Below are 2,668 nucleotides of genomic sequence, written 5' to 3' on the forward strand. Positions count from 1 at the left end.
CCGTCGCCCAGGCCCGCATCCGCGAGGCCGCCGCCCGCGCGCTCAACCGGGTCGCGGACTTCCGTCCCTGCGCCCCCGAGCCCCCGTTCACCCTGGGCGTGGAGTGGAACTCCACCGCGATCGCCGCCGGATGCGCGCTCATCCCCGGCGTGAGATCGGCCGGTCCCCGCCACACCGAGTTCACCACCGGCGACTTCTCTCAGATCATGGCGTTGATGGGCATCTTCTCCATGATCGGCGGCCAGATCGCCTGCGGCAGCGGCGTCTACGGCTGACACGTCATGAGTGATTCCACTGCGATGACCCGCAGGGCGCTGCTGCTCGGTGTGGGCGCGGCCGGCGGCGCCGGGGCCATGTTCGCTGCCATGGGGGCGCTGGGCCTGGCCCCCGACGCCCAGGAGAAGGCGTTCGTCCCCCCGCAGCCCTCCGACTTCGCCCTGCGCGGCCGGGGCGCGGCGAAGGTGGTGGTCCTCGGGGCCGGGGTCGCCGGGCTGACCTGCGCCTACGAGCTGGGCAAGGCCGGATACGACTGCACGGTCCTGGAGGCCGCCGACCGGGTGGGCGGCAGGAACCTGACGCTGCGCGCCGGGGACCGGCTGACCGAGAAGGACGGCGAGACCCAGACGGCGGAGTTCGGCGAGGGGACCTACTTCAACGCCGGGCCCGGGCGGATCGCGCAGTGGATGGTCACCATGGACTACTGCCGAGAGCTGGGCGTGCCGATCGAGACGTTCGTCAACAACAACGCCTCGGCATATGTCTACACGCGGGGCATGACCGCCCCGGCCCGGGCGCGCACCGCCCGCGCCGATCTCTACGGATACGTCGCGGAGCTGCTGGCCAAGGCGACCGACGCCGGCGCGCTGAACCGCCGCCTCACCAAGGACGACCGCGAGCGGCTGGCGGAGTTCCTGCGGCGCTTCGGCGACATCGGCCCCGACCTGACCTACCGGGGCTCCACCCGCCGCGGCTTCGAGACCTACCCCGGGGTCACCGGCGGCGTCCCGGTCGGCGCGCCGCCCTCCCTGAGCGACGTGCTCGCCGCCGGCACGGGCCGGGCGCTGACGATGGACTTCGGCTACGAGCAGGCCATGCCCATGTTCCAGCCGGTGGGAGGGATGGACGCGATCGTGACCGCCCTCGTCCGGGCGGTCGGCCGCGACCGGATCAAGACGGGCGCCCCGGTCACCGGTCTCAAGAACCTGCCCGACGGCGTCGAGGTCGCCTACCAGGGCGGCACGATCCGTGCCGACTACTGCGTCGCCACCCTCCCGCCCCACCTGCTCGCCCGCCTCCCGCACAACCTGGGCGCCCCGATCACCGCCGCGCTCCGCACCCCCGTCCCGGTCGCCGCCGGCAAGATCGGCCTGGAGTACGGCAGGCGCTGGTGGGAGATCGACGACCGCATCTACGGCGGGATCACCGAGACCGACCTGGACATCACCCACATCTGGTACCCCTCCCACGGCTACCACTCCGGCAGCGGCCTGGTCGTCGGCTACTACAACACCGAGGAGAACGCCCACCTGTACGGCGAGCTGTCCCACCGCGACCGCCGCAGCCGCGCGCTCACCCAGGGCAAGAAGATCCACGGTGAGAAATACCGCATCGAGCTCCGCTCCAGTGTCTCGATCGCCTGGCAGCGCCAGCCGCACATCGAGGGCGGCTGGGTCTACTGGCCCTCCCACCAGGGGGCCTTCACCCTCCTGCAGCGCCCGGCCGGCCGGGTCTACTTCGCCGGCGACTGGCTCACCCATCTGATCGCCTGGCAGGCCGGGGCCATGGAGTCGGCCAGGAAGGCCGTCACCGAACTCCACCGGCGGGTCCTCCAGACCTCCTCCTGAGCCCGCCGCGCGGCCGTACAGTCTCTGGAGCGGGCAATCAGGCACGACCCTGAAGGAGACGACGATGGCGATCGGAACACTTGACTGGGTGGCGGCCGCCGCGCGGCCGGACCTGCTGGCGGAGCCGGTGGCGCGGGCGGTGGCGGGGCTTGACGGGGTCGAGGTGGCGGAGATCGATCCGGCGCTGGCGGACACGGCGGCCTTCTGCGAGCGCTACGGCGTGGGGCTTGAGGAGTCGGCCAACTGCGTCATCGTGGCGGCCAAGCGGGCCGGGGAGGTCCGCTACGCCGCCTGCCTGGTGCTCGCCACGATGAGGGCGGACGTCAACGGGGTGGTCCGGCGTCATCTGGACGCGCGGAAGATCTCGTTCGCGCCGCAGGACGACGCGGTCGGCCTGACCGGGATGGAGTACGGCGGGATCACCCCGCTGGGGCTGCCCGAGGAGTGGCCGGTGCTCGTGGACGAGGCCGTGGCGGCCCACCCGGGAGTCGTGATCGGCAGTGGCGTCCGCCACTCGAAGCTGGCGCTCCCGGGCGCCGTGCTGGCCGGTCTGAAAACGGCCGAGGTGCTCCGGCTGGCGAACTGACGCCGAAAAGAGATTGAGTGTTACCGCGCTTTGGGAAACCGTTGGAGCCCGGCAGACGTTGTTCAATCGAAGAATATGGCCTGATGGTTCATCTCATGGGCGGTGTTTAAGCCGGTATGGTTCTTCATGCCATGAATCAGGACTCGTGCTCGGCGTGACGCTCGTGCTGGCCCACCACCCCGCGCTGGCCGCGACGGTCCTGCGATGAACCCCACGACCCGAAAGGCGGCAGTCATGT

At 71.2% G+C, this 2,668-nt stretch carries 3 protein-coding genes; all 3 read left to right on the plus strand.

Going from position 1 to position 2,668, the window contains the following annotated elements:
* On the plus strand, window positions 1-275 hold a 275-nt coding region (locus ACWDS7_RS47790; protein WP_451934720.1), incomplete at its 5' end, for a M55 family metallopeptidase.
* Between the two features lie 6 nt (window positions 276-281).
* Complete coding sequence (locus ACWDS7_RS47795) at window positions 282-1,844, plus strand: flavin monoamine oxidase family protein (protein ID WP_451934721.1); 1,563 nt, start codon at window positions 282-284, stop codon at window positions 1,842-1,844.
* Between the two features lie 64 nt (window positions 1,845-1,908).
* On the plus strand, window positions 1,909-2,430 hold the full coding sequence (locus ACWDS7_RS47800) for a YbaK/EbsC family protein (RefSeq protein ID WP_451934722.1): 522 nt from the start codon (window positions 1,909-1,911) through the stop codon (window positions 2,428-2,430).
* Window positions 2,431-2,668 lie beyond the last annotated feature (238 nt).

Source organism: Streptosporangium sp. NPDC003464, from assembly GCF_053588315.1.

Coding starts and splice junctions, on each gene's coding strand:
- ACWDS7_RS47800 (WP_451934722.1), top strand. CDS start 1,909: ATGGCGATCGGAACACTTGACTGGGTGGCGGCCGCCGCGCGGCCGGAC.
- ACWDS7_RS47795 (WP_451934721.1), top strand. CDS start 282: ATGAGTGATTCCACTGCGATGACCCGCAGGGCGCTGCTGCTCGGTGTG.